Annotated in this window: 1 protein-coding gene; it reads right to left on the reverse strand. The window is 73.9% G+C overall.

Annotated features, from left to right (window positions below; genetic code table 11):
- Window positions 1–3,980, reverse strand: a 3,980-nt coding sequence (locus ACIPLC_RS38030) for a beta-ketoacyl synthase N-terminal-like domain-containing protein (RefSeq protein WP_400477637.1), incomplete at both ends; no start/stop codon positions are given.

Genomic DNA, 3,980 nt, shown 5'->3' on the forward strand with positions numbered 1-3,980 from the left:
AGCACCGGGCCGCCGGCCGGGTCGGCGAGGTCGAGCCGCAGCCCGCCATCGCCGAGCCGGACGATCCGCACCCGCACCGCCGAGGCACCGACGGCGCGCAGCGCAGCGCCCGTCCACGCGAACGGGATCACGGTGTCGTCGCTCCCGGCGTCCACGATGGCGACGTGCATGGCCGCGTCGAGCAGCGCCGGGTGGACACCGAAGCCGTCGGTCTCGACGTCCTCGGGGAGCTCGACGTCCGCGAACAGCTCGTTCCCGCGCCGCCAGGCCGCCCGAAGGCCCTGGAAGGCGTGGCCGTAGCCGAACCCGGCCTCCGCCATCCGCTCGTACGCGCCCTCCACCGGCAGCGCCTCGGCGTCGGCGGGCGGCCAGACCTCGAAGGATCCCGCCTCGCAGGCTCCGGAGACGGCCAACGAACCGGCCGCGTGCTGAACCCACCCGGCGTCCGGGTCCCCGTCCGGCCGCGAGTGGATCGTGAGCTCCCGGCGGCCGGTGACGTCCGGTGTTCCGGCGCGGAGCTGGAGCTGGAGCGCACCGTGCTCGGGCAGCACCAGCGGTGCCGCCAGCGTCAGCTCCTCCACCTGCTGGCAGCCCACCTCGGCGGCGGCGCGCAGCGCGAGTTCGAGCAGGCCCGCGCCGGGGACCAGGACCGTGCCCTGGATGACGTGGTCGGCCAGCCACGGGAACGCGGCCGTCGACAGGCGTCCGGTGAGCACCAGCCCGTCCTCGTCGGCGAGTTCGACGGCGGCGCCGAGCATGGGGTGCGTGGTGGCGCCGAGGCCCGCGGAGCGGACGTCGCCGCCACGGGCGGCGGGGGGCGCGGGCCAGAAGCGGCGGCGCTGGAAGGCGTACGTCGGCAGGTCGACGTGCCGGGCGCCGGTGGCCGCGAACAGGGTGGCCCAGTCCACCGACGCACCATGGACATGGAGGCGGGCGAGGGCGTCGACGAGGGTGTGCTCCTCGGCCCGGTTGCGGCGGAGCGCCGGGATCGCTTCGGCCTCGCCGTCGGGCAGCGCGCTCCCGGTGAGGGCGGTGAGGACGGCGTCGGGGCCGAGCTCCAGGAAGCGGCGGACGCCGGCCTCGTGGAGGGTGCGGACGCCGTCGGCGAAGCGGACGGCCTCGCGGACGTGGCGCACCCAGTAGTCGGGGGTGCAGAGGTCCTCGTCGCCGAGTTCACCGGTGAGGTTGGAGACGACCGGGATCGAAGGGGCGTTGTAGCTCAGCCCGTTGAGGACCTCACGGAAGTCCTCCAGCATCGGATCCATCAACGGGGAGTGGAAGGCGTGTGAGACGCGCAGCCGGTTCGTCTTGCGGTCGGCGAAGTGCTCCTCGATCGCCGCGACGGCCTCCTCCCTCCCGGAGACGACGACCGAGCGCGGACCGTTGACGGCGGCGATCGACACGAACTCACCCAGCAACGGCAGGACTTCGCCCTCCGTCGCCTGCACCGCCAGCATCGCACCGCCCGAAGGCAGCGCCTGCATGAGACGGCCGCGAGCAGCGACCAGGGCGCAGGCGTCGGCCAGGCTGAACACTCCGGCGACGTGCGCCGCCGCGACCTCCCCGATTGAATGCCCCGCGACGAACTCCGGCCGCACGCCGAGGGATTCGACGAGCCGGTACAGGGCCACCTCGACGGCGAACAACCCGGCCTGGGCGTACGCGGTCTGGTTCAGCAGCTCCTCGCCCGTACCCCACACGACGCTGCGGAGGGGCTGGTCGAGATGCTCGTCCAGCGCCGCGCAGACGGCGTCGAAGGTGTCGGCGAACATCGGGAACCGGTCGTACACCTCCCGCCCCATGCCGAGCCGTTGCGAGCCCTGGCCGGGGAAGAGGAACGCGCTCCTGCCCACCGACTCAACTCCTCGGGCCACCTCGGCGCCGTCGACGACCACCGCGCGGTACGGGAGGACCGACCGCCCGGCCAGGGTGAACGCCACGTCCGCAGCCGGGAGTTCATCGAGCTCCGTCAGCCGCGCGAGCTGCGCGTCCAGCGCCGCTTCGGACTTGGCGGATACCACCCAGGGCATCGCCCCCGGCGTCACCGCAGCGTCCTGCACGGCCTCGGGCTCGGCCTGCTCCAGGATGACGTGGGCGTTGGTGCCGCTGATCCCGAAGGACGACACGCCCGCACGGCGCGGATGGTCGGTGGCCGGCCAGTCGGTGCGCTCGGTGAGCAGCTCGACCGCGCCGGCCGTCCAGTCGACGTGCGACGAGGGCGCGTCCACGTGCAGCGTGCGCGGCAGCAGGCCGTACTGCATCGCCAGCACCATCTTGATCACGCCGGCCACGCCGGCCGCCGCCTGCGCGTGCCCGATGTTCGACTTGATCGAGCCCAGCAGCAGCGGGAGTTCACGGTCCTGACCGTAGGTGGCGAGCAGGGCCTGCGCCTCGATCGGGTCGCCCAGCATCGTCCCGGTGCCGTGGGCCTCGACGGCGTCGACGTCGGCGGTCGACAGCCCGGCGCTCGCGAGAGCCTGCCGGATCACCCGCTGCTGGGACGGGCCGTTGGGCGCCGTCAGACCGTTCGACGCACCGTCCTGGTTGACGGCACTCCCCCGCAGAACTGCCAGCACTCGATGGCCGTTCCGGCGGGCGTCCGACAGGCGCTCCAGCACCACCATGCCGACGCCCTCGCCCCAGCCGACGCCGTCGGCCGCGTCCGCGAACGAACGGCACCGGCCGTCGGCCGACAGGCCACCCTGCCGGGAGAACTCCACGAAGGTGTTCGGCGTCGACATCACGGTGACGCCGCCGGCCAGGGCCAGCGAGCACTCTGCGCTGCGCAGCGCCTGGGCCGCCAAGTGCATGGCCACCAGCGACGAGGAGCAGGCCGTGTCCACCGTCACCGCCGGACCCTCCAGGCCGAGCGTGTACGAGACGCGGCCCGAGGCCACGCTGCCCGCGCTGCCGCTGCCCTGGTAGCCCTCGAACTCACCGCCGCCCAGCAGGTTCGCGTAATCGGCGTACATCACGCCCGCGAAGACGCCCGTCCGGCTGCCGCGCAGGGACAGCGGGTCGATGCCGGCGCGCTCGAAGGCCTCCCACGAGGTCTCCAGCAGCAGGCGCTGCTGCGCGTCCGTCGCCAGCGCCTCGCGCGGGCTCATCCCGAAGAACTCGTGGTCGAACTCCCCGGCGGTGTGCAGGAATCCGCCGGAGCGCGTGTAGGACGTGCCGCTGTGGTCCGGGTCCGGGTTGTAGAGGGTCTCGACGTCCCAGCCACGGTTCGTCGGGAAGCCGGAGACCGCGTCCACGCCGTCGGCCAGCAGCCGCCAGAGGTCCTCCGGCGACTCCACGCCACCCGGGTAGCGGCAGGCCATGCCGACGAGCACGATCGGGTCGTCCGACAACGACGGCAGCGCCACGGGGACGTGGACGACGCTCTCGGTGCCGAACAGGCCCTCCAGCAGGAAGCCGGCCAGCGCGCTCGCCGTCGGGTAGTCGAACACGACGGTGGCCGGCAGCTGGAGACCGGTCACGGTCCGCAGCCGGTTGCGCAGCTCGACCGCCGTCAGCGAGTCGAAGCCGAGGTCCTGGAACGCCTTCAACGGATCGACCGCCGAGCCGGCGTCGTGGCCGAGCACGAGCGCGATCTGGTCGCGCACCAGGTCCAGGACGGCCGCCCGCCGCTCGTCGCCCCCCAGGCCGGACAGTCGCTGCGCCAGGCCCGCCGACACAGCCGAACCGGCGACCACGGCGCGCCGCACGCGGCCCCGCACCAAGCCGCGCAGCAGGGCGGGTGCCTCACCGTGCGCGGCCATCGCCGCCAGGTCGAGGCGGACCGGCAGCACGGCCGGGTGCCCGGTGGCGAGCGCCGCGTCGAAGAGCGCGACGCCCTGGTCCGGGGCGATGGCCGGCAGGCCGAGCCGGGCGATGCGTTCGGCCTCGGCGTCGGTGAGGGTGCCGGTCATTCCGGCCACGCCGGACCAGGGACCCCAGGCGAGCGAGACGGCGGCCAGACCGAGCGAACGACGGTGGAC

This window comes from Kitasatospora sp. NPDC086801, assembly GCF_044745805.1.
In the GTDB taxonomy this organism is placed as follows: domain Bacteria; phylum Actinomycetota; class Actinomycetes; order Streptomycetales; family Streptomycetaceae; genus Kitasatospora.